Source organism: Flammeovirga sp. SubArs3 (assembly GCF_947387565.1).
In the GTDB taxonomy this organism is placed as follows: domain Bacteria; phylum Bacteroidota; class Bacteroidia; order Cytophagales; family Flammeovirgaceae; genus Flammeovirga; species Flammeovirga agarivorans.
This window is the reverse complement of sequence record NZ_CANDOA010000002.1, coordinates 718,426-742,924: the sequence shown is the minus strand read 5'-3', so window position 1 is coordinate 742,924 and position 24,499 is coordinate 718,426. Positions and strand designations below refer to the sequence as shown.

Annotated in this window: 21 protein-coding genes; 14 read left to right on the top strand and 7 right to left on the bottom strand. The window is 34.1% G+C overall.

The features are described 5' to 3' along the window. Positions 1-18: 18 nt before the first annotated feature. The 4 genes from QL232_RS07550 to QL232_RS07535 form a co-directional block, all read right to left on the bottom strand. Complete coding sequence (locus QL232_RS07550; RefSeq protein WP_281613661.1) at positions 19-525, bottom strand: shikimate kinase; 507 nt, start codon at positions 523-525, stop codon at positions 19-21. A gap of 10 nt (positions 526-535) precedes the next feature. Next, positions 536-1,591 (bottom strand): ABC transporter permease, encoded by a 1,056-nt coding sequence (locus QL232_RS07545; protein ID WP_168880876.1) that lies wholly within the window; start codon positions 1,589-1,591, stop codon positions 536-538. A gap of 5 nt (positions 1,592-1,596) precedes the next feature. Further along, positions 1,597-2,757 (bottom strand): BT_3928 family protein, encoded by a 1,161-nt coding sequence (locus tag QL232_RS07540; RefSeq protein WP_281613660.1) that lies wholly within the window; start codon positions 2,755-2,757, stop codon positions 1,597-1,599. Positions 2,758-2,832: 75 nt separating this feature from the next. After that, on the bottom strand, positions 2,833-3,381 hold the full coding sequence (locus QL232_RS07535) for a DUF1599 domain-containing protein (RefSeq protein ID WP_168880872.1): 549 nt from the start codon (positions 3,379-3,381) through the stop codon (positions 2,833-2,835). Between the two features lie 72 nt (positions 3,382-3,453). Here QL232_RS07535 and folP point away from each other — a divergent pair, with 72 nt between their 5' ends. From folP to QL232_RS07520, 3 genes are all read left to right on the top strand, one after another. Beyond that, the gene (folP, locus tag QL232_RS07530; protein ID WP_281613659.1) at positions 3,454-4,287 is read left to right on the top strand and encodes a dihydropteroate synthase; all 834 of its coding nucleotides are present in this window, start codon (positions 3,454-3,456) and stop codon (positions 4,285-4,287) included. Positions 4,288-4,368: 81 nt separating this feature from the next. Continuing rightward, the gene (gene cdaA / locus QL232_RS07525) at positions 4,369-5,187 is read left to right on the top strand and encodes a diadenylate cyclase CdaA (RefSeq protein ID WP_168880870.1); all 819 of its coding nucleotides are present in this window, start codon (positions 4,369-4,371) and stop codon (positions 5,185-5,187) included. A 111-nt stretch (positions 5,188-5,298) separates the two neighbouring features. Further along, the gene (locus QL232_RS07520; RefSeq protein ID WP_281613658.1) at positions 5,299-6,180 is read left to right on the top strand and encodes a hypothetical protein; all 882 of its coding nucleotides are present in this window, start codon (positions 5,299-5,301) and stop codon (positions 6,178-6,180) included. Positions 6,181-6,249: 69 nt separating this feature from the next. Here the strand turns inward: QL232_RS07520 and QL232_RS07515 are convergent, their stop codons facing one another. The 3 genes from QL232_RS07515 to QL232_RS07505 form a co-directional block, all read right to left on the bottom strand. Beyond that, positions 6,250-7,092, bottom strand: a complete 843-nt coding sequence (locus tag QL232_RS07515; protein WP_168880866.1) for a PASTA domain-containing protein — start codon at positions 7,090-7,092, stop codon at positions 6,250-6,252. Positions 7,093-7,094: 2 nt separating this feature from the next. Continuing rightward, entirely contained in the window at positions 7,095-9,806 is a 2,712-nt protein-coding gene (locus QL232_RS07510; protein WP_348646725.1) for a D-alanine--D-alanine ligase, read from the bottom strand. A 316-nt stretch (positions 9,807-10,122) separates the two neighbouring features. Then, positions 10,123-12,012 (bottom strand): glycoside hydrolase family 36 protein, encoded by a 1,890-nt coding sequence (locus QL232_RS07505; protein ID WP_281613657.1) that lies wholly within the window; start codon positions 12,010-12,012, stop codon positions 10,123-10,125. 620 nt (positions 12,013-12,632) lie between these two features. Between QL232_RS07505 and QL232_RS07500 the strand changes: the two genes are divergently transcribed. From QL232_RS07500 to rny, 11 genes are all read left to right on the top strand, one after another. Continuing rightward, positions 12,633-14,450 carry a DUF885 domain-containing protein gene (locus QL232_RS07500; protein WP_281613656.1) on the top strand — a complete coding sequence of 606 codons (1,818 nt, stop codon included), beginning with the start codon at positions 12,633-12,635 and terminating at the stop codon, positions 14,448-14,450. A 73-nt stretch (positions 14,451-14,523) separates the two neighbouring features. Beyond that, positions 14,524-15,243: a hypothetical protein gene (locus QL232_RS07495; RefSeq protein ID WP_281613655.1), complete on the top strand. Its 720-nt coding sequence runs from the start codon at positions 14,524-14,526 to the stop codon at positions 15,241-15,243. A 22-nt stretch (positions 15,244-15,265) separates the two neighbouring features. Beyond that, a complete protein-coding gene (locus tag QL232_RS07490) occupies positions 15,266-16,252 on the top strand; it encodes a M28 family peptidase (protein WP_281613654.1) in 987 nt (328 codons plus the stop codon). A 13-nt stretch (positions 16,253-16,265) separates the two neighbouring features. Beyond that, complete coding sequence (locus QL232_RS07485; RefSeq protein ID WP_281613653.1) at positions 16,266-16,676, top strand: hypothetical protein; 411 nt, start codon at positions 16,266-16,268, stop codon at positions 16,674-16,676. A 99-nt stretch (positions 16,677-16,775) separates the two neighbouring features. Continuing rightward, positions 16,776-17,369: a glutathione peroxidase gene (locus QL232_RS07480; RefSeq protein WP_168880853.1), complete on the top strand. Its 594-nt coding sequence runs from the start codon at positions 16,776-16,778 to the stop codon at positions 17,367-17,369. A 70-nt stretch (positions 17,370-17,439) separates the two neighbouring features. Further along, on the top strand, positions 17,440-18,027 hold the full coding sequence (locus tag QL232_RS07475) for a methyltransferase domain-containing protein (RefSeq protein ID WP_281613652.1): 588 nt from the start codon (positions 17,440-17,442) through the stop codon (positions 18,025-18,027). A gap of 12 nt (positions 18,028-18,039) precedes the next feature. Further along, the gene (locus QL232_RS07470; RefSeq protein WP_281613651.1) at positions 18,040-19,098 is read left to right on the top strand and encodes a GAF domain-containing protein; all 1,059 of its coding nucleotides are present in this window, start codon (positions 18,040-18,042) and stop codon (positions 19,096-19,098) included. Positions 19,099-19,254: 156 nt separating this feature from the next. Next, positions 19,255-21,681 (top strand): phenylalanine--tRNA ligase subunit beta, encoded by a 2,427-nt coding sequence (pheT, locus tag QL232_RS07465; protein WP_281613650.1) that lies wholly within the window; start codon positions 19,255-19,257, stop codon positions 21,679-21,681. Positions 21,682-21,744: 63 nt separating this feature from the next. Then, entirely contained in the window at positions 21,745-22,302 is a 558-nt protein-coding gene (locus QL232_RS07460) for a hypothetical protein (protein ID WP_168880845.1), read from the top strand. Positions 22,303-22,472: 170 nt separating this feature from the next. Further along, positions 22,473-22,760 (top strand): cell division protein ZapA, encoded by a 288-nt coding sequence (locus tag QL232_RS07455; RefSeq protein WP_281613649.1) that lies wholly within the window; start codon positions 22,473-22,475, stop codon positions 22,758-22,760. A gap of 95 nt (positions 22,761-22,855) precedes the next feature. After that, positions 22,856-24,463 carry a ribonuclease Y gene (gene rny, locus QL232_RS07450; RefSeq protein WP_281613648.1) on the top strand — a complete coding sequence of 536 codons (1,608 nt, stop codon included), beginning with the start codon at positions 22,856-22,858 and terminating at the stop codon, positions 24,461-24,463. Positions 24,464-24,499: the final 36 nt, after the last annotated feature.

Below are 24,499 nucleotides of genomic sequence, written 5' to 3'. Positions count from 1 at the left end.
CTACGAAGGCCTTTTTTCTTAATATAAAGCTTCTTTAATCTCTTCTGCTAATTCTTTTGGTGTTTTAACTCCTCCATTAATAATTATCTGAGCTTTATTATAAAACGGTAGTCGTTGTTCCCTTTTAGCCTGTATTGCTTGAAATATCTCTTCTTTAGATTCTTGAGCGAGTAATGGTCTTGAACCATGTTGTTCCCAAACTCTCTCTGTCAGCTCTAATGGTGCTATATCTACAAACACAGTAGTTCCTAATCGATTTAGCACTTCCATATTATTGAAAAAACAAGGTGCTCCTCCTCCCGTTGCTATAATCGAATTATCCGGTTTAAATTCCTGAACGACCTTTTGTTCTACTTTTCTAAAGTAGTCCTCACCATTCAATTCAAAAATTGTTGGTATTGGAGCTTCTTCTCTTATTTCAATTTCAGAATCCATATCATAAAATGGTAGAGATATGAGTTCTGATAATTCTTTTGCTAATGTAGATTTCCCACTTCCTGGCATACCTACCAAATAAATACGCATAATAACTTTTCTAAGTCAGTCTAATTTTAGGATCTAGGACAGCATACAAAATATCCACGAAGATATTAACAACAACAAAACCAAATGCGATAAATATTGTAGATCCCATTACTACTGGAAGATCTAAATACTCTACCGCCTGAATCGTTTTAAAACCTAATCCTTTCCACTTGAAAATATATTCAATAAAAAATGCACCTGCTAACATCGTCGCTAGCCAACCTGAAACTGCTGTGATTACAGGATTTAAGGCATTTCTTAATGTATGTACAGTTACGACTCTTACAAACCCAGCTCCTTTAGCTTTTGCTGTTCTCACATAATCCTGAGACATCACATCTAGCATAGAACTTCTTGTCAGTTGTACAATGATTGCTAAAGGTCTTGTAGCGAGTGTAATGGCAGGTAAAATAATATTCTCCAGATGAAGTTGTCGTCCATAAATAGGGTCATTTACCCATAATGATCCTGTCATACTCAAATGAGTGATATCAGATAAGTAATAACCGAATATCATTGCCATTAGAATAGCTAATACAAAAGACGGCATGGATATAAATACTACAGAACCACTAATAATAAAATGGTCTATTTTCTGTCCATAGTTTAATGCTGCCACCACTCCTAAAAACACACCCAATATAGAAGCAATTAAGATTGCAGCCAACGACAGCCAAAATGTACCAGGGAGGCTTTCAAGAAGAATATCATCCACCCTCTTATTCGTTTGAAACGACTTCCTAAGATAGGGTGGCTTAAAAACTAAGCAATAGTTTTCTCCTCCAATCACTTTGAAGTAATGATATTTTTTAGCGGCTTTTTCTGTGTTTTCTTCAATTGAAATAATGGATAAATCACTTAAGTATCTACCATATTGAACGATCAACGGTTTATCTAGTCCTAATTCATGACGGATAAGCTCTCTTGTCTCTAAATCAGCATGCTGCCCGGACATAAGGTCTACAGGATCGCCAGGAAGGGCATGAAAAAGCATGAACACTACTGTGATCACACCCCAGATTACCAATAATCCGTATAAGAATCTATTTATTATAAATTGAAGCACAGATATTAATCAATAAGAGTAGTTAATTCCTCCACAGTTGGAGTATCATTATAATGCCATTTTCCTAAAATTGTACCATCTTTTACTAAGATCACCCCTGGGTTAGAACGGATCATAGCTTTAAGGACAGTTGCATCTGCATAATAATAAGGAGTAGCAAGTTGTACATCATGTCTGAATTTCTCAAAATCTGAAGCATCACTTGTTATCGTAACTGCTTTTACGTCTTTCATAGAAACATCTGCAATTAAATTGTTGATAGGTTCCATCACCTCAAAATTAATTTTAGATACATTCTGTACAATTATCAACAACTTTGTTCCTGTTGTTGTGATTTCTGTCAGATCATCTCCATTTTCATTGGAAATATAATAATCCGGAATAAGTGGTTTGCACTCATCTTCATTTAAGATTTCCATCCTCTTAAATTTCCATGCAGGATCTGTTGGATATGTTTCAAAAACCTTCTCCTCTCCATCTTTTTCCATGTAATAAACATTGACACATGGAGCCTGAGGTTTCATCATTTCTTCAATATTTGCACCTATCTGATATGGCCTGAAGTCTATTGGAGGTAAGTGTTCCAAAGCATAATAACATAGACCAAAAGAGAAGAAAATAGACAACCATACCATTAATACTTGCATTGGGTTTGATTTATCTTTTGTATAATTTCTATCTCCTCCATAAGTTCCAAATTGAGAGGCTTTCTTTTTTGGTGTCAGGACCATTGCCACTAAAAGCAACACCAATAAAATGATGTCTTTGGTGAAAGATCCCCAAGGAGAGAATTTGATAGCATCTCCAAAGCATCCACAATCTGTTACTTTATCAAAGTATGCAGAATAAAAAGTTAAGAACCCGAAAAATACTAAAAGTGCTAATGTAGCCTTCTGCATTAATCTAGGTTTATAATTTACAACTAGAGCAACACCTAAGATAAATTCAAATGACGAGAAAAGTACTGACAATATCAAAGACCAATGTGCCATTTCATTGAAAAACACTTCCATAAAGCCTATTGTTCCGGCCATATCATCTGCAAATACATGGAAATATTCTTCAAATTTTATTGCAGTACCCATAGGGTCGTCGATTTTCACAAATCCAGACACCATGAATACTAATCCCACAAGTATGGCAAAAATTCTCTGTAAAACTCTCATTCGTCTATTATTGAGTAGGTTGCTGTTCGTCGTTCTAAAAAGTCGTTAAATAAAAAAGTCTTCTAAAGATAGGATTTATTCTGATACAAAACCTGATAGAATCAAGGCAAATATCGAATAGTTAATCATATCCTGATAATTAGCATCTACTCCTTCAGACACAATAGTTTTCCCTTCGTTTCCTTCAATTTGTTTCACTCGAAGTAATTTCATAAGAATAATATCAGTGATACTAGATACTCTCATCATTCTCCAAGCTTCACCATAATCATGGTTCTTGTTGAACATTAAGTTCATGGTTTCGTTAGCATGCTTATCGTAATACTTCATTACTTCTTCTGCCGACAACTCCATTCTTTCGTCTTCAAGTAATTCTAGCTGAGTTAAAGCCATCAAACAATAATTGATAATCGCTACGAATTCATCAAGAATATCCTCATCAATTTTTTGCGTTCCTTTCTCTTGAATTGAGCGGATACGCATTGCTTTGATATAGATTTGATCTGTAATGGAAGATAATCGTAATATTCTCCAAGCTGTACCGTAATCAATCGTTTTCTTTTCAAATAGTGATCTACATTTTGAAATCACTGCCTTAAATTCTTGTTCTGTCTTCTCTGCCATTTCTTGTTCTAACTTTGTTAGTGATTTTTTTCAACTAACTTTGCCGTAAAGTTAATAGATACATCAAAATAAATGATGAAAACATCCCCCCTTTCAATTAAAATTTCTGGAAATCTTTTAGAATTAACTACTCCTAAAGTCATGGGTATCATAAATGCTACTCCTGATTCATTTTATACACACAGTAGAAAAGTTTATATCGAAGATGCAGTTGCACAAGCAGACCAAATGTTGAAAGATGGTGCCACTTTTCTAGATATCGGTGGTTACTCTTCAAGACCTGGTGCAGACCATGTATCTACTTTTGAGGAATTAGAAAGAGTAATTCCCATTATCGAATCGATTAAGGAGAAATATCCTCAAGCTATTATCTCTATTGATACATTTAGAAGTGAAGTAGCAGAAAAAAGTATTCAGGCGGGTGCTAGTATTATTAATGATATATCTGGAGGAAGTTTAGACAACAAAATGTTTGATACAGTCAAAAAACTAAATGTTCCTTATATCTTGATGCATATGAGAGGAAACCCTCAAACGATGCAGCAACTCACTGATTACCCAAGTGGGGTTACACACGAGGTCATTCGACATTTTGCAGAAAAGAAAAATGAATTTCTTAAAGATGGAGGTAGTGATTTAATATTAGACCCTGGTTTTGGTTTCGCCAAAACACTTGAGCAAAATTATGAGTTACTGCATGAGTTAGATCTTTTACAGTCTTTAGAATGCCCACTTCTTATTGGAGTTTCTCGTAAATCCATGATTACCAAAAAGTTAAACATCACTCCGCAAGATGCTCTAAATGGAACAACTGTCATTAATACTGTTGCAATTCAGAAAGGAGCTAACATTCTAAGAGTACATGATGTGAAACAAGCTGTAGAATGTGTAAAACTTCTCTCGTAAACAGTTTCTTTTTTAAAGAAAGGGTCTATTTTTGTATATAGAATATTAGATTTTTGTGATCACATCTCAGACCGAATATAAATGTTATTATTCAGCGTTGGCTTTTTAGAAATCAATTTTGTGGACTTCCTCGATATCCTATTGGTATCGGTGTTGTTGTTTCACATGTATAAATTGATAAAAGGCAGTGTTGCTTTAAAAATCTTTGTTGGTGGACTTTCAATTTACCTCACTTATTTGGTGGTAAAGGCTACTGACATGGAGTTATTATCTGAGATTCTAAGTCAGTTTATTGATGTTGGGGTAATCGCAGCTTTCATCCTTTTCCAACAGGAAATACGAAAGTTCTTACTCATCATTGGGAAGTCTACTGATTTCAAAAATTTTCCTTTGTTTCAACTCTTCAAAACCAAGAGTAAAGAAACTGAAATTGATTTAGATATCCCTTCTATCATTGATGCTATGAAAGATATGAGTGGTACCAATACAGGTGCACTTATTGTTATTTCTAAAGATGATGCTTTACAGTTCTATGCTGAAACAGGAGATTATGTCGATGCAAAAATTTCAAAGAGACTTCTATTATCCATCTTTTTCAAAAATAGCCCAATGCATGATGGTGCTTGTTTGATCTACAAAAATAGAATCCAAGCGGCAAGATGTATCCTTCCTGTTTCTGAAAACCCTAACATTCCTGCAACCATGGGTCTTAGACATAGAGCAGGTATTGGTATGACTGAAAACACCAACTGTATAGTATTAATTGTTTCAGAAGAAACTGGACAGATGTCATTTATCCAAGGTGGTGTTATTGACCACAATATCTCTGCTATTGAACTAAGAGGAAAAATCAGAAATTATATGCTTGATGATGAAGAGAATAATTCTCCGAAATCATAGCACTTCCAATGCATGTATGTTTTCATACTTAACAGACAAAAAAACAAAAACTAATTTTTCGGGATAACAGTTTAATTAAGTACTTACTTGTTATACCTAATTTTTACTGTTATGAAGATTTTCATAAAAGTCGCAATTATCCCAATAATACTTACCCTCTTTGCCTTTCACCCCTTAAATAATGATCCTCAGTCATTTTTAGAAAGAGGTGTTGAACAATTCAATAATGAAAATTATTTAGAGGCCATTTCCAGTTTTACTATGGCTGTTAGTATTCAAGATGATCTTGGATCAGCATATTATCATAGAGGGCTTGCTAAAAGTCAACTGGGTAAAAAAATGGGATACTATAACCCTAATTTCTGTTTAGATTTTATTGCTGCTATTGATAATGAATATTATGATGCGATCGAGGCTGCATACACTTTAGGGCGCAATGAAGCAGTTCGTATTGACCATATAAATTCACCCAATGAGGAGATATACAACATCGACATGTCAAATCAAGGTGTTGAAAGTATTTCTCAACAATATCATGAATATCCTCACCTCATTGCATTAAACCTGAGCCATAATAACATTTCTGAGCTAGAAAATATTACAGGGAATAATTCATATTTACTCTCCCTAGATATAGGTCACAATGAATTACGACATATCCCTTCATCTATACAAAACTGTACATATTTGTACGACTTGAACTTGAGCCATAACAATATTAAGTCACTACCTGATCAGATTACAACATTATCACATTTAGCCTATCTCAATTTGAGAGGGAATAGATTGCACAGTTTGCCTAAAAATATTCAGCATCTTAAATCTTTAAAAGTGCTTGATTTATCATTAAATCAATTCAAAAAGCTACCTAAAGATATCAGTCAATTAAAAGGGTTGGATGTTTTGGTTTTATCTGGTAACCCAATCAGTAAAAGTGATATTAAGAAACTCAAACTTGAGTTACATGATACTCAAATCATTTTTGATATGTAAGATATAACAAGAAAATAAAAAAAGGGAAGCGTAGATGCCTCCCTTTTTTGTTTCTATATACATGATAGTTTATTGTTTGCCTGTAAATTCAGACACCCAAAGATCTATCGTTCGACCAAATCTAATTCTAGGATATTTACCTTCTTCATCTTTCTCTGCTGAAGGGTATTGTTTCACTACAACACCTGGAATAGTATCATATGGGATATATTGTACTCTACCTTTTCCTAAGCCTTGACCAAATAGAGCAAACTCAGCATCACCTTCTGACATTCCTACTAAATTAGGAACTTCAGTATCTTGTTTACCAAGACCATCACCAACAACAATGTCAACTTTTCCTCCTCTATGTACTTTATTTTTGGTAAGAATTTTCTTACCTCTCTTTTTATCATACTTCTGGATCATTGTTCCTCTGTATCGCACCTCAAGAATACCTTCATAACGATCCGGCACTCGAGTTACTTTACCAGGAGTAATTCCTTTCGTCTTTAACACCTCAGCTGCATTTTTCAACGAAGAAGTTAAAAGGTCATCTAAAGTAATTGCTTCTGGTTGAGCAGGATTAACAGTAAGATAGATTTTACGATTATCCTTCACCTTTTCACCTGCCTTAGGTGTAGCGGCTAAAACTGTTAAGTAAGGTAATCCTGCATCATAATTCACAGGAGCAGAATCAAAAACAGCCACTCGTAAACCTGCTGCCTCTAAACGCTTTGTAGCATCTACTAATGACATACTATCTACTTTAGGTACAGTAACCGTCTCTGCATGCTTTGTTGAAGAAGGTAAGTACACCTGAAAGAATAAAAATAGTATAACAACAAAAGCAACAGCTATTAAAACTAAGTTTATTAAAAGTGATAAAGGAGAGTCTCCAAAAACGATTTTTTTAATCTTGTCTTTATCCATTATTATTTGCTAAGATTAGCTTCAGTTCGTTTAATTCCGTAATCTAAGATACTATCAATAAAATCAAAAGGCTTATATCCATTAATTGCTGCCTGATGGAAAATACAAGTAGCAGGTGTCATACCTGGAAGTGAATTCACTTCAATTACAATAGTTTCTACCTTTTTCTCTTCTTTCCAAATTCTCACAAAAGCATCAATTCTACAATACCCTTGTACATTTAATGTTTTAGCTACTTTTTCTAAATCCTTTCTTACTGCATCAGAAACCCATTTTTGTTCTTCTGGATTCGTAGAGAAACGAGGAGGTGTTATATTTTGACCTTCCCCTGCCAAAAACTTTTCTTCAAGAGATAAGATTTCTCCACTAGCTAATGCTTCTGATGGTTCGAAAACTTCATATGAACGAGTGCCATCTTCATGCCACTTTGTTAACATACCTCCTGTAATCTCAAGGAAATGATCTGCATCTTTTGCACTAATCAATTCTTCAATCAGGATGCGTTGTTTACTTGGAAATTCTTCATTTTTATCTAAATCCAATTTAAGGCGAAGTTCTTCACTTACCTCTTCTTCAGATCTAAACATCGCTAGAGCAAAGTTTTCCAACTGTTCTCTCTTCTTAATCATCATTACTGCAGAAGAACATCCGTCATCGGCAGGTTTTGCAATAAGAGGAAATTTAAAACGACTTTCTACCTGATCTATGGCTGCTTTTGCATCTTCTTGCCAGATAGATTTTTCTAACAACATATGTTCAGCAACAAAAATATCTTTCTTACCTAGAATCTCTGTTGTTACATATTTATCAATTGTAATTTCTGAACTATCAACATCAGAACCATTATATGGAATATGCTTTTCATTAAGATGTTTCTGTACCGCACCATCTTCGCCAGGTCGACCATGTAACGCAATAAATACTGCATCTACACGCTCTTTTAGCGTATCATAATTTAAAGGTTTAGGATCAAAACAAGCTCCTGCGGCATACTTATTTGTAATAGGCTTCGCATTTTCAATAGCTTCCGTTAGAATAGCATTCTTCTCACCTGCTAATGCTTGATTTACTTTTAATTTAATATCATCAGCATTGTCCTTCAACATGATATTAACTGGCAATTCATACAACTCGTGGTTGTCATGATCACCAGTAAGAAATATAGGAATAGCTTCATACTTATGTGATGATGCTAATTTTTCATAGATATTACGACCAGATTCAACAGAAATATGGCGTTCTGAAGAATAACCTCCCATAATAACACCAACTTTCAGAGACTCCTGTTGAAGTGAATTAGAATGAGATATTTGTTGATCTAGTGTTTTTAATAGTGGCTTTGTAACAACTGTATTTTTTCCTGATCTGATACGACAAGCCAAAGATGTTCTTATGATGAAAGTTAAGAACTGAGAAGGGTTCAATCCTATTTCGGCGGCCTGATGGAAAAAGAATGAAGAAGGCATCATTCCAGAAGTAGTATTCGGGTCATTTAGATAAACTGTCCCGTCTTCTGTCACAAAACCATCGATACGAGCATATACATCAAACTGTAATTTCTTATATAAATCCTCACAATCTGATTGAATTTCGCGTACTTTTTCTAATGGCAGATCAATAGGTGTCACCTTTCTACTCATTCCAGGAAGGTACTTAGAACGATAATCAAATACACCTTCATTACCTCTAACAATTTCCGTAGGCGGCAATGCTAGTGGAGTTCCATCTTCGTCTTCAACAACGATACATGAAAACTCTCTACCTTTTACATGTTGTTCGATAAGTAAACGCTCTTCCGCGTCTAATGACTGATAACTTACAGACTCTAAACCTTCTTTATCAAAAGATGATGATAGGTGATCGTATAGTTCTTTTGGATTATAGATGATATGATCTTCTTGTCCATTTACATAAACAGGAAGTCCAATACCTAATCTCACATCTACAAAATCATGTACAAAACGCATCTTATCATCATCAGAAAGTGACACCCAATCTGATTGGCTTACTTCCTCAATAAATAATGATTTTTTTGCAGCATGCTTAAATGCCTCAAGATTATCTTCTTTTACAATACTTACACCTAATGAAGACCCCTGACGAGGTGCTTTCACCACTAAAGGCATACCTAAAGAGGCTTTTAAGTTTTTGTAAGTAGTTTCAATAATATCGTCTTCTAAATCCTTAGTCTCAATCACTTCATAATCTGGAGTGGTTAAACCTAAGTCTTTAAATAATTTCTTCTGAGTAATTTTATCAATACCGATCGCAGAAGAAAGAACCCCTGCTCCTGAATAAGGAATACCATACCACTCCAATAAACCTTGTAAGTTTCCATCTTCACCAAATGGACCATGAAGTGCTAAAAAGGCAAAGTCAAATAAATCAGAAAAGTCACTTGGATTCACTTTTCGACCCACTTTTGAGGCCATTTCAGAAGCCTCACTTTCTGTAAGTTTACCAAGAGATTCTACATACATCTGGAAACCTGATAATTCTTCAGGAATACTTTGTACTGGGGGATAAAAATCTCTTACTGTTCCTTTATATACATATGACCACTTCAAATGAATGAAGTTGCCTAAACTATCTACAAATATTGGTACGGGCTCAAACAAGTGCTTATCTAGGTTATCATACACTGTTCTACCACCTGCAAAGGAGATTTCACGTTCTCGCGAAATACCTCCAAAAAAAATCCCTACTTTCATCATGACGAGCAAATTTAGGAAAAAGAATTAGGTTTTTGCTATGTTCAACCAATCACTTAGTAGACAATTGGAAGATAAAGCTGTTTAATCCTTACAATCAAATCAGTATTTAAATTTATTGACTGAAAACAACTTATAAAAGTACCAAATTACCTTTTAATAAATAAATGAAGAAGTTAAAAGTTGAAGGAAAATAAAAAGCCCAAAGAATATCTTTGAGCTTTTCATCATTTAATAAGATTACTTTTGTATAAAATGTTTAATTCTAGTAGTCATACATTAATTGACTGACAAATTACTAGTACCTAGTTTTTATAAATTAAATAGCTTTTTTAGCATTTGTTGCTACTAATAATTTTGCTGCATGAGGCTTCAATTGTTTTACTGAATACTTTCCCTCTACAGTTCCTATTTCTTCTTCAGTCCAGAAATCTTTCAAATTTCCTTTCTTTATAATATCTACATCAATATCAATGGGTTCTTCTGTCCAATTGAATACATAATAGTATTGTGTATCACCTAAGTCAGTGACTCCTACTTCCAATTTTGTATTCTTAAATTTTGCTCCCTTACCTGTAGGTTTAAATAGTTTTTTTAGAATTCTAAAATCTTCATCTGTCATTAATTCAGCTTTATCACTGCTCAACGCAAAACCACCTACGGCATGGATAGAGGTAAGATGGAAAAACCACTCCTCTTTTGTTATTTCTGTTGGTTTAGCACTTTTAAAAGGACTATCTGCCACCTGAACAATACAGTCAGGGTCTGCATCCCATATTTTTTCGTTTTGCCAACAACGACTTAGGTTTTGAATAGCTAATTTTCTAAAGTTTGCCCACTTCCTGTTGATATCTGCACTCGTTCGTTGTGCCGAAACCAAACCAAATGAGGGCCAAATTGGAGCATTACAACCTAACACTACAGAGTTCTCATCACAACCTTTTAAGATGGCTTCCATACCTCTTCTATAAGCCTCAATTCGTGTAGCTGATTTAACATAGAAAACTCCCTCTTGTATCGCTCCCCAATAATTCGCATCCAACTTAAAATAATTTACACCCCATTCTTCACGCATTGTCTTAAAGATATGAGTAAAGTGTTTTTGAACCTCTGGGTGTGTTCCATCCAAACAATACCATGGGCCTTCTCTCCAACCACCAAACGTTACTGTTTTAGAATTTAGAGGCTTCCCATCTTTTCCTTTTACAAACCAATCTGGATGTTCTTTAAACACTCTAGATTCCTTTTGAGCAATAAATGGAGCCACCCAAATAGCTGGTTTAAAACCCTTTGCCGCGATGCCATCAATAGTTTTTCGAACGTCGCCATATGCAGGGTTCGGATCTAACCAATCTCCCATATACGGTTGGTAACCATCATCCAGCTGAATGTATTCCATTTCAGGAACTTTCTTCGCGAAGATATCTAGGTTTTTCATCATGATTTCATCTGTGATATCTTCTTTGTAACAATACCATGAACACCACCCAATGGGCATTGTCTCACTTTTCATAGCTGGGTGATTTTTCACAATCTCATCAGACATCTGATCGTATAAATCACCTTGATTTTCACCGTCTATAAAAATAAAGTCTTCAAGTGTCCAACTTTCTCCTGGTGCTAACTTCAAACCTTCTGCATCGATCGCCACATGCATTTGCTCATGATTATAAGCAATACGTCCAATAAATTTTTTACATGAAGTAAAACCCAACATAAAGTTTTCTTCTTCATCCACATTGATATTCAACAATCCATAAACAGTAGGTAGGTTTCTAAGCTCCTTCAATTTATAGTGTGATTTATCAGCGTTTGATCCAATATTTTTATGCTGTCCTAACGTTCCTCCGTTTTGATGTAACATCTGAAACCCCTCCCCATAAACAGGTGAATTAGGATTAATACCATGTTTATTTAATGAAAAAAGAATTACCTCTTTGGGAAAGATATTTTCATTACCTGTATTCTTTAATACAGTCTTACAAACATTGCCTTCCCAAGTTCTTTGTATTGTATAGTTTTTAGCATCAATGATTTTCCCTTCCTTATCTTCTATTACTGAAGGTGAGTTTTCTAATAGTTCTCTAAACTTAATTGCTTTAGGTGAAGTGTTCACTACATCGTTTTGCTCTTTAATACTTTTTGTATTACTGCACCCCGCAATAATCAAAGTAATAAACACAAAACATAAGAATTTAATAGTCTTCATACTTTTAATCAATTGATGTTTGTTTTATACGAATACAATGATGATGTAAATTTATTGATGTTATGATCCCTTATCTTTCAATTCTTTTCTCATTTCTTATTACACCTATTTTTATATACTAGACAACAAGGTTTATCGTGCTCGGTTGATGGCAATGAGGAGTCGATAGTCTAAATTCTACATAACTCTACTTACTTTAGTAATTAAGATAAGCCACATATTTCAAAGTAAAATTTAATGGACTAAATACTAAATAAAGAGACTATTCCATCGAAATTTCAATATTTTTCTCCATCAAAAGACAGATCTTTTTTTATTGAATGAAATAAACCGGATTACTCATCAAAGGTATGTAATCATTCAGGTTATACTTAATAGAAATATTTCATTTGATTGTTTAGAAATAAGCATTAGTAATGGAAGGTATAAGTGAATTGTATGATTAGAGGAAAGTGCTACCACATCAATAAATACAGCTTAAATCACTCATTTACAACACAAAAAAAAACAAAATTGACATTATTCTTATGTTCACGCCGGCTATTTAACAAATTGATTGGAAACCAATTAGAAAAATACCAACTTGCCATTTCAAATTTAAATTTTTTATACTGTATCAAATGACCAACTTCTATACGACTCGACTAGCTGTATTACTTTTTTTTGGGTGGTTAACTTCTTGTCAAAATACTAAAGAGACACATCTAACTGAGAATGATAATATCAAAGTGGATGTATTTTTTGATAGTGTATTCCTTGCCAATTTAGAACAAAGTCCAGAATCTCTAACTTTCCGTGGGGACAAACGTCTAAAAGACGAATGGGACGACTATTCTCAAGAAAAGTTTTATCAAGAATTTAAAGATAAAAAAACAGCATTGCGAGAATCACACCGATTTGAGCAAATGAAATTATCTAGTGATAGAGCACTAAGCCTTTCTTTATTCCAAGAAGAAATTAAATTATCATTAGAAGGTGAACGTTACCACAATTATCAGTACCCTTTTAATCAGATGTATGGAGCACAAAGCCACATTCCATCATTTCTAATTGGTTTTCATAGTATCACCACTAAAAAAGATGCAGAAGACTATATTTCAAGAGTAAAGAAAACACCCGATTATATTCAACAGCAACTTGACTTATCAAATACTGCAAGAGAACATGGATACACTCTTCCGAAGTATTTATATGCAAAAGTTCTTAGTGATTGCCAAAATCTAATTTTGGGTAACCCTTTAACAAAGAGTACAAAGAATCATCCATTAAAAGAAGATTTTGTTACTAAAGTTCAAACGCTGGAATTGCCAGATGCAGAAAGACAATTATTAATTGATCAATTCGATCATGCAATGGTCTATTATTTTGGTCCTACTTATAAAAAGCTGATTCATGAGCTTGAAAAACAACAAAAGGGTGCTAATCAAGATGCTGGAGTATGGAAAGTAAAAGATGGTGATGAATTTTATGCTTATTGTCTTAAAAATATCACTTCAACAGCTTTAACCGCTGAAGAAATTCATTTGATTGGATTATCTGAAGTAGAACGTATTCATCAAGAGATGAAATCCATTAAAACAGAAGTTGGCTTTGAGGGAACGCTTCAAGACTTCTTTAAGTTCATGAAAACTTCTCCACAGTTTTACTATGACAATACCAACGAAGGAAAAGAAAAATATTTAGCAGAAGCCACTTCTATCATAGATGCTATGAGAAATCGTTTGGATGAATTATTTATCACCAAACCCAAAGCTCCTATTCAAGTAAAAAGAGTGGAAGAGTTTAGAGAAAAAACAGCTGGTAAAGCATTTTATAATGAACCAGCCAAAGATGGTTCTAGACCAGGATACTATTACGCAAATCTATACGATACTAAACAAATGCCTATCTATGAAATGGAGGCCTTAGCTTTCCATGAAGGCATACCTGGCCACCATATGCAATTGGCATTAACACAAGAGTTAAGTAGTCTTCCAGAATTCAGAAAAGCTGGAAACTATACAGCTTACATCGAAGGATGGGGACTTTATTCTGAGTGGATTCCAAAAGAAATGGGATTCTATAAAGATCCTTATTCAAATTTTGGGCGTTTAGCAATGGAACTTTGGAGAGCTTGTCGTCTAGTTGTGGATACCGGTATTCATGCTAAAAGATGGACCCGAGAAGAAGCTATTGAGTATTATACCACCAACACGCCATCGGCATATGGCCAATGTGAGAAAATGGTCGACCGCCATATTGTTATGCCAGGACAGGCTACAGCTTACAAGGTAGGAATGATGAAAATCCAAGAATTAAGAGATAAAGCACAATTGGAAATGGGAGATGCTTTTGACATAAGACAATTCCATGAAGTAGTATTAGGTAATGGCCCACTTCCATTATCTACCTTAGAAAAACTTGTCAACCAATATATCGGCACATCACATGCTCGTTAATTGAGAATATTTAGTTTTTAAGAAATGCTGTCTTATTTTTGAATATAGTACAAAAATAAGACAGCATTTTTTTATGAATAAAAGTCAGTATCTAAATATTATCATTTTCTGTTTACTTATTACCTCTAAACTATTTGCACAAACACCTAATTTCATCAGTTCATTTGCTGAATATTTAGAGCAACAATCCGATAAGGAGAATTTCAAACAGGAATATACTTTTGATAACGCATATGAAATTATGCAAACCAAAAATGGAGAGATTAAAACTTTCTATTTGTACACTCCTATTCAAGGAAACTATTTCGGATTGTCACAAAAGGAAAGTGATAGTGAAGTAATGGTTTTTGATTTAGACTTAGAGAATATCATTACTTTTTGTACAGTTCAGGAAGAACCTTTTGCTATATGTGGACCTTTTTCGTACTTCAATCAAATACAAAACGATAGCACCTCCTACCACTTCAAAAAAGACAAAAAACTTGATAAACCTTTTAACTATATTTTTCAAAACAATACCGTTGCTACTAAGGTTAACTTGACCAATGATAAAAAATTTAGAAATAATGGATTTAAAAAAGGTTTTTGGATGATAATTCAAGAAACTAGTACTCAGGAAATACCACTTTATCAAAAAGGTGCTATTTTAGAAATAATGAAAACCGATAAAAATGGGAAACTAATTACTCATGCAAAAGCTAATTCACCAAAGACAATCAGCAAGGTTTTCTCTTTAACCAACAGAAAATTGATGGACTTTGGGGTATTGTCTGATATGTTAGAATCAGATTAAGCCCTTAACTTATAAAACACCTATGCTAGTAACATTCTTAATATCTTTATTAATTCTATTTCTTCTTGTAATATCAATTGGTATATATACGGTATATATGCCCACTTTTAATACCAAATTCAATCAAGAGTTAGCCAATACAATTACACCAGATCACACCTTATTAAGAAAACATGTTGAAGCTTTATGTTCAACAAGTGAGTATCGTAATTACAAAAACAAGGGAGCTCAAAAAGAAGCTACAGATTATATACATACCACATTTGAAGAATATGGTTATGAAGTGAAGCTTCAAGAATTTGAAGCCGCCGGTGATAAATACATCAATTTAATAGCGTTTTATGGTGATCCTAACCTACCAAGAGTAGTTGTAGGTGCACATTACGACACTTTTGGAGACCAACATGGAGCAGATGACAATGCAAGTGGCATTGCCGGGGTACTGGAGATTGCTCGATTATTACAGCTACATAATCCGAACATTGACTTTTGTGTTGAACTGGTTGCTTATGCCAATGAGGAGCGACCATTCTTTACCACCAAAGGAATGGGTAGTTATATCCATGCTCAAAAAAATTATAAGGATAACATTGATATGTTGTTAATGGTATGTCTTGAAATGATTGGATATTTTGATGATAGCAAAAATTCACAAAGCTATCCGATTTCATCTTTAAACATGTTATATCCAAAAGAAGCCAATTTTATAGCATTAGTCGGCAATTTAGATAACCATAATACCGTTAAGAAGTTCAAGAGAGGACTACAACTCACCTCAAAAGTTCCAACGTATTCTATTAATGCTCCTTCATCAATTAGAGGGTTAGCCAATTCAGATCATAGAAACTACTGGAATTTTAAGCAAAATGCACTAATGGTGACAGACACCTCTTATTTTAGAAACCCTCATTATCATTTAAAATCAGACTTACCGGAAACTTTAAACTTTCAAAAAATGTCTGAAGTAGTAAAAGGTACTTTTTTTGCAATAACAGAAATCACACGTTAAACATATAGCCACTATGGAATATAAACAGTTATATAAAAGTGATTTTCAAGAAATCAGCTATAATGAAACCCATAATATTATAAAATCTTCTTGGAATACTCCAATAAATCTATCAGAGAAACTTTATAGAGAAGAATTGAACAAATATTTTGAGATTATTGAAGAAACTTCACCTCAATTAATTTTAGTAGATGCAATCCGAGCATACTACAAAATAAAACCTGATACACAAGAGTGGATCAACGAACGAAACGTACAGATACACAAGAAGATAGAACTAAGAAAAATGGGATGGGCCGTTTCTAGTGATTTATTCTCTCAAATTTCTTTTGAAGAAGCATTAGATAACGTAAAAGACGAAACAGCCTTCCAATTGAACTATTTTGATGATATACTTGAAGCAGAAAAGTGGCTTTTAATTTAAAAATCTTTGATTAGTTATATTTTTCTCTTAAATTAGAACTTATTAACATTTACTGTTCACTTACTTTATTTCAACTACGATTAATTAAACTGACCGGATATGAAAAAATTTATTACCATATTCTCTATAATAAGCTCAATTGCATTACTTGCTTGCACCAAAGTTCACAAAACAAGTCCTGAAACGACTTATGATGATGAATTCAGAAAGCGTGAATCTGCTTTTTATTCTTTCAAAATGAAAACATTAAGCGGGGAAGTACTAGATTTTCAAACACTAAAAGGAAAAAAAATATTGATTGTAAACACAGCATCTAAATGTGGTTACACTCCTCAATACGAAGCACTACAAGAATTACATGAAAAATATAAAGACGATTTAGTTGTCTTAGGTTTTCCATGTAACCAATTTGGTGGCCAAGAGCCAGGTGGCAACAAAGAAATCGCTGAATTCTGTAAATTAAACTACGGAGTAACTTTCACAATGATGGAAAAAGTGAACGTCAAAAAAGGCGATGACCAATCTCCATTGTACAGATGGTTATCTGACCCGAGTGAAAATGGATGGAATGATGAAGCTCCAAGCTGGAATTTCTGTAAATATTACATCAATGATAAAGGTGAGTTGAAAGATTTCTTCAACAGCAACATTAAACCTTTAGATGATGAAGTAATCAAAGCCATCGCTAAATAATCTATTAAGACATTACATTAACCTCTATATATATTTAGATATGTATAGAGGTTTTTTATTTTTATAAATTATGGAACTGAATAAGAATTATTGGAAAAAGCATTACAAGGACAATGATACAGGTTGGGATATTGGCTACCCCAGTACACCCATCAAAGAATATATAGATCAATTGACAGACAAATCTATCAACATTTTAATACCAGGTGTTGGAAATGGATATGAATTAGAATATCTATGGAATCAAGGTTTCAAGAATGTCTATGCCATTGATATTACTGAAGAACCTATTAATAGCTTTTTAGATAGAGTCCCTGATTTCCCTAAAGAACATTTGTTCTGTGAAAACTTCTTTGATGCTTCTATTAGCACAAAATTTGATCTAATCATTGAACAAACTTTTTTCTGTGCTCTAAATCCTAATTTAAGAGTACAATATGTTGAAGAAATGCATCGTTTCTTAAATAGCCAAGGAAAACTTGCTGGGTTGTTATTCAAATTTCCTTTAACTCAGGATGGCCCTCCTTTTGGAGGTTCTGTAGAAGAATACCAACCATTATTCAGTAAATATTTTACCATTGAGCAAATGGAAGATTGCTATAATAGTATACCACCTAGGCAAGGAAATGAGTTATTTTTTATTCTTAGGAAGAAATAATTGACCTCAATAATGAATAAACAGATAGGCATTAAAATATTATGGCTTGATCAATACGCAAAATTGAAAGAAGAGAACAAGCAACTCAATAATCAGTTGAATGAGGCATTAAATTATACAAATGCTTTACTCAATGAAGAAGATCTTTCTTCTTTAGAAAAGCTTGAAAACTCTCCTCTCCTAGAAGCTATTGATAAGGTTAAGGTTCAAAGAGAACGACTTAAAGTCATAGAAAAAGAAAGAGAATGGGTTTCAAATGGATTAACCACTTTCGTTGATATTTTAAGAACATCACAGAGTAATTTAGAAGAACTTTGTGATAAGATTATCAACAGTTTGGTCCGCTATTTAAAGGTAACCCAAGGAGGTTTATTTGTGATCAATGAAAACATTGAGGAAAGAAAAGAACTTCAGTTAATCTCTGCCTATGCTTATGAACGAAAGAAATACATCAACAAGACAGTAAAACCTCGAGAAGGGTTAGTAGGTCAGGTTTTTATTGAAAAAAAACCAATGTATTTGAAAGAAATTCCTGAGCAATACATCAATATCACAAGTGGATTAGGTAAGGCCAGGCCAACCAATTTATTTATCGCTCCTATGATGATGAATGAAGAAGTTTATGGCATTATCGAATTGGCTTCTCTAAACGAAATGCCAGACTATCAGAGAGAGTTTGTTATTAAACTTGGGGAAACAATTGCTTCTTCAATTGCAGCCACAAGAAACTCAGACCGAATGAAGTCCTTATTAGAAGATTCTCAAATTCAAGCAGAGCAAATGAGAGCTCAGGAAGAAGAGATGAGGCAAAATGTTGAAGAGCTACAAGCAACTCAAGAGGAGATGCACAGAAAGCAAAAAGAATTAGAAGCTACCAACGTAAAGATGCAACATAACGAAGCAGTCTTAAAGAAAGCTTTTGATAAAATGAGGACCTCTGAATCGACTTATAAAGAGCAAATCAAAGAGCTCAAAGAAAATTCAGATCAAAAAGCTCAAAGAATCGAAGAATTAGAACGTGAAATTGAGTTAAAAAACGAAGAAATTAAAAAATTAGGAGGTCAACTCTAAGATAAATACTAAACAAAGCATAGGTTATTGCAGATTCTAGCAATAACCTATTATTTTTGCCGTTGAAAAGTGTCTTTTCATTTTTCAACATTTTAGATAAGTAAAAAAGAATAAAAATAACTGTGATTTTATCACGGTGGGCAAAAATAGCGATATATGAAAATCTCCTTAAATTGGCTAGGTAGCCTTGTGGATATAGAGGATAAAACTCCTCAAGAAATTGATGAACTATTAACAATGTCCGGCCTTGAAGTAGAAGGTCTTGAAGAAGTAGAAGAAGTAAAAGGCGGACTAAAGGGATTGGTTGTTGGTGAAGTATTAGAATGTGAGCAACATTCAAACGCTGATAAATTAAAGGTAACAAAAGTTGATCTAGGTGGTGAAGAGCCTGTACAAATTGTATGTGGTGCTCCTAACGTAGCTGCTGGTCAAAAAGTAATTGTAGCCACTGTAGGTGCTGAATTATTCCCATCACCAACAGAAAGCTTCAAAATTAAAAAAGGTAAGATCAGAGGTGAAGTATCTATGGGTATGATCTGTGCTGAAGACGAAATTGGTCTTGGTACATCTCATGATGGTATCATGGTATTAGATACAGATCTTCCAAATGGTACTCCCGCTGCAAAGTATTTCAACCTAGAAAACGATAACGTTTTAGAGATCGGACTTACTCCTAACCGTGTAGATGGATCATCTCACTATGGTGCAGCTCGTGATTTGAAAGTATTGTTAGATCGTCCAATTAAAAGCGTTTCTCAAGAAGAAATTTTCAACAAGTTTGCAGTAGATAACAACAATGCACCTGTAAAGGTGAATGTTCAAGATACTGACGCTTGTCCAAGATATTCAGGTATTACTATTTCTGGTATTACTGTAAAAGAATCTCCAAAGTGGTTGAAGCAACGATTAACTTCAATTGGTTTAGCTCCAATTAATAATGTTGTGGATATTACCAACTTTGTTTTACATGAATTAGGTCAGCCTTTACATGCTTTCGATTTAGCTAAAGTAGGTAACGAGATCAATGTGAAATTTGCTACTGAAGGTGAAGAATTTATCACTTTAGATGAGGAGAAAAGAAAATTAAAAGGAAATGACTTGATGATTGCTAATGCATCAGAAAACATGTGTATTGCTGGTGTATTCGGCGGTATCGAATCTGGTGTAAATGATGCTACTACAAGTGTATTCTTAGAATCAGCTTACTTCCACCCAGATGTAATTAGAAAAACATCACAGCAACATTCAATCAAAACTGATGCTTCATTCCGTTTTGAAAGAGGTTGTGATCCTAACATGACGATTACTGCATTAAAATATGCTGCAGCATTGATCAAGGAGTTAGCAGGTGGTGAAATTTCATCTGAGATTGTAGATGTTTATCCTAAAGCTATTGAGAACTTCGTTATTGATGTCAAATTCAAAAACGTTGATCGTCTTATTGGACAAGCAATTCCACAAGAAAGAGTAATTTCAATCCTTGAAGGTTTAGATATTTCTATTTTAGAAAGAACAGAAGAAACTATTAAAGTTTCAGTTCCTCCATATAGAGTAGACGTACAAAGAGAAGCAGATATTATTGAAGAAATCTTAAGAATTTATGGTTTCAACAGTGTTGAATTAAGTGAATCACTTTCTGCAGATTTCTTAGCTTCATTCCCTAAGAAAGATAAGCAAATTCTTCAGAGAAAAGTGACTGAAATGCTTGCTGGTTCAGGTTGCCATGAAATCATGACCAACTCTTTAACAACAAGCAAGTACTCTACTGAACTTGGTGATTTAGACGCTGATAAAGATGTGAAAATCTTAAATATCTTAAGTGCAGACTTAGATGTGATGCGTCAGTCAATGATGTTCAGTGGTCTAGAAGTAATTAATCATAACATCAGACGTCAACAAAAGAATGTACGTGTTTTTGAATTCGGTAAAACATACCACAAAGAAGAAAGTGGTTACGAAGAGAGAGAACATTTATCAATTTTTGTTTCTGGTACTTCTACAGATGAATCTTGGATCAGAAAAGCTACAGCATCTGATTTCCATACAGTTTCATCTTTGGTGGAGAAGATTTTTGACCGTTTAAACATCCAAGGTGTTTCTGTTGAATACATCAACAATGACACTGTGGCATACGGCTTGCAATATACAGCTCGTAAACAAGTAATCGCTACAGTTGGTTTGGTTAATCCAAAAGCTGCAAAACTTACTGGAGTAAAACAAGAAGTTTTCTATGCTGATATCGATTGGTCTGCATTAGTGAAAATGTATAGTGCTGACTACAAATTCAAGGAAATTCCAAAATTCCCTGAAGTACGTAGAGACCTTTCTTTAGTATTAGACAAAAAAGCGACTTTTGCTTCAATTAAAGAAATTGCACAAAAAACTGAGCGTAAATTACTGAAAAACATCAACGTATTTGATGTGTATGAAGGTAAGCACTTATCGGCAGGTTTGAAATCGTACTCTGTAAGTTTCATCTTACAAGACGAGAATAAAACATTAAATGATAAGGCTATTGATAAAGCAATGAACGGCTTAATCAAAGCTTTCGAAACACAATTAAATGCGGTAATTCGTAAGTAATTTCCACTATTACTTCTCCTTCTTGTTGAACAGGAAGGAGAAGGTATTTTTCACCAAGAAAGTATGTCAACTATCATCCCCAATTTAAGCGAAGAAGTAAAACTTCTAGTAGAAAAAGTTACTGCATTAAGTGCTTTATATGCTGATGCTCAACAAAAACTGGTTCACTATCAAGAAAATCAACAGGTGCTAGAAATGCAAGTTGATAATCAGATTGAGATTCAGGAACATAGTGATAAATTACAATCACTGATCGCAAAGGGGAATGAACAAATCAATAACCTGATGCTTGAAAAAGGGAAACTTCTTCAAGAAAGGGATGAGGCACAACAACTGACTGAAGGACAACAATCTGTCATCCAATTTTTAAACCAAGATATCGATCAATTACGATTATCTATTGAAGAAAAGGATGAAACTATTGATATATTTAATCAACAAAAAAGAGAGTGGATTAAAGAAAATCAAAAGCTTAAGGATGAAGTAGTTCAGTTGAGAGCAATGGCTGAAAAATACAACTCATTAAAAGCAGAAAATACTCGTTGTATATCAGAAAAAGAGGAATTATCAACAGAAATAGAACTTTTAAACGAAGAAATCGATCGATTATCTAAAAAATAAATCATCATTTTTCGTTAAATCACAAAAAATTCCAATTTTTAGAGTACATTTATTTTTATAAAGGGAATTTTACTTAAATCGTCAGTCAAAACGGTTTAATAGATATATTCGAACGATTAGATTTGTGCCTCTTACCCGAGGTAAATAACCAAAAAAACTTGCAGTGTAGAATGGGATTAAGGTCTCCTAAAGAAAGTATACAATTAAAACTTTGTGGTAAAGTATACAACGTAAAAGCCACCAAAACTGAAGAACACCTGCTGCTTAAAGCTGCAGATCAGTTGAATCACCTTCTTGAGGAAAAAAAGGCCATTTTACCAAACGCAGAAATTAAGGATCTTCTAACTATCACTGCTTTCGACTTGATTGTAAAATCAATGACAGAAAGAGACGAGTTACAAAATACAAATGATCGTTTGAAAGCATTAAACAAACAACTTGACGACATCTTACAGTAGATAAACACATTCCACTGATACGGTAGTTTCCTTTAGCTTATATATATATTTTAAACTGTAGTTTAAGAACTACGCACAGACATCTGTACGTACAAATGGATACAACCATAATTATAGCTTTAACAGCCGTTGGCTGTTTGGGCGCAGGTATTGGCATCGGAAGATTTTTGCTAGAAAAAGTGCTGAAGGGACTGGAAACAGAAGCAAAGGATAAAGCACAAAACATTGTTCAAGATGCAAAGAAGGAAGCTGAAAGCATCAAAAGAACAAAGCTGATCGAATCAAAAGAGAAGTTCTTAAAAATGAAACAAGACTTTGATTCTGAAACAGCAAAAAGAAGAAATCAGCTTAACGTAAATGAGAACAAATTAAAACAATTTGAAAATCGTTTAAAACAACAAGAAGCAAAACAAAAACAAAAAGAAGCAGTTATTGCTAAGCAAGTTGAATCTTTCAAAAAGAAAGATAAAGAAATGGAAGAGCGTTTCGAAGAGCTTGCTATGCAAAAAGAACTTACTTTTAGAGCTAAGGAAGAAGCAGAGCAACTACGCTTAAAACAAGTAGAACAACTTGAAAAAGTAGCCAACTTAAAAGCGGAAGAAGCTCGTGAACAACTTGTTGAAGCCTTAAAAGACGAAGCAAGAACAAAAGCCTCTATGCATATTAAAAATATCATGGAAGAGGCTAAAATGACTGCAACTAAAGAAGCTCGTAAAACAGTAATTACTACTATTCAGAGAACAGCTGCTGAACAAGCCATCGAAAACTGTGTATCAGTATTTAACCTTGAATCAGATGAATTGAAAGGTAAAATTATTGGTAGAGAAGGTAGAAACATTAGAGCTTTAGAAGCAAGTACTGGTGTTGAAATTATTGTTGATGATACTCCTGAAGCAATCATCATCTCAGGATTTGATCCTGTAAGAAGAGAAATCGCAAGAGTTTCATTACACAGATTAGTAGCTGACGGTCGTATTCACCCTGCTCGTATCGAGGAAGTGGTGGCGAAGACAAGAAAGAACATCGAAGACGAAATTATCGAAATCGGTGAAAGAACAGTGATCGACTTAGGTATTCATGGTCTACACCCTGAATTAATTAAGTTGGTAGGTAGAATGAGATTCCGTTCTTCTTACGGACAGAACTTACTACAACACTCTAGAGAAGTTGCAAACTTAGCGAGTACTTTAGCATCTGAATTAGGTCTTAATGCTAAAGTAGCCAAAAGAGCTGGTTTACTTCACGATATTGGTAAAGTTTGGCCAGAAGAGCCTGAGGTTCCTCACGCTATTCTAGGTATGAACTTAGCGAAGAAATATGGTGAATCTGCCGATGTTTGTAATGCTGTTGGTGCTCACCACGATGAGATTGAAATGACAACACTTATCTCTCCTATCGTTCAAGCATGTGATGCTATCTCTGGTTCTAGACCAGGTGCTCGTAGAGAGATGATGGAATCATACATCCAACGTCTAAAAGAACTTGAAGGATTAGCAATGGGCTTTAAGGGAGTTCATAAGTGTTATGCAATTCAAGCTGGTAGAGAATTGAGAGTGATGGTTGATGCTGAAAAAGTACCAGATGCTGAAGCAGGACAATTATCATTTGATATTGCCAACAAAATCGAAACAGAAATGCAATATCCTGGACAAATTAAAGTAACAGTTATTCGCGAAACGCGCTCTGTTCACTTTGCCAAGTAGTTTAGGTATTAATTCAATATTTAAAGGTCGATCAAT